Source organism: Aquirufa aurantiipilula (genome assembly GCF_019923745.1).
GTDB classification, from domain to species: Bacteria; Bacteroidota; Bacteroidia; order Cytophagales; family Spirosomataceae; genus Aquirufa; species Aquirufa aurantiipilula.
In genome coordinates this window covers 1-288 of the sequence record NZ_JAANOG010000053.1, presented here as the reverse complement: position 1 = coordinate 288, position 288 = coordinate 1, and the positions used below count along the sequence as shown (strand labels likewise).

General features: G+C 45.8%; 1 protein-coding gene. It reads right to left on the bottom strand.

Translation table 11 applies throughout. The annotated features are described in order from the left end of the window. Window positions 1–288: hypothetical protein (locus G9H60_RS13320; RefSeq protein WP_223144525.1), on the bottom strand; the 288-nt coding region annotated here is incomplete at both ends.

The following is a 288-nucleotide window of genomic DNA, read 5'->3' as shown; positions in this document are numbered from 1 at the left end:
AGTTATTTCCATTGGCATCTTTTGCCGTAACAACTAATACTTGTGTAGATCCATCAGCTACAATACTAGCCGAAGTAGGAGTTAAGGTAGAAACAGCTGCATCAGCTGCACCCGCCACTACTGTAAAGGCATTGGAATCACCTGTTTTACCAGAAACATTCCCCGCCACAGAACCCGTAGCCGTTAAGACTACACCTGTTTCCGCTTTGGTATAAGTTACACCGGAGATAGTCACGGCACTTGTTCCAGCAGTCATAGTTCCTGTCACAGTACCACCTAAAGTACCTG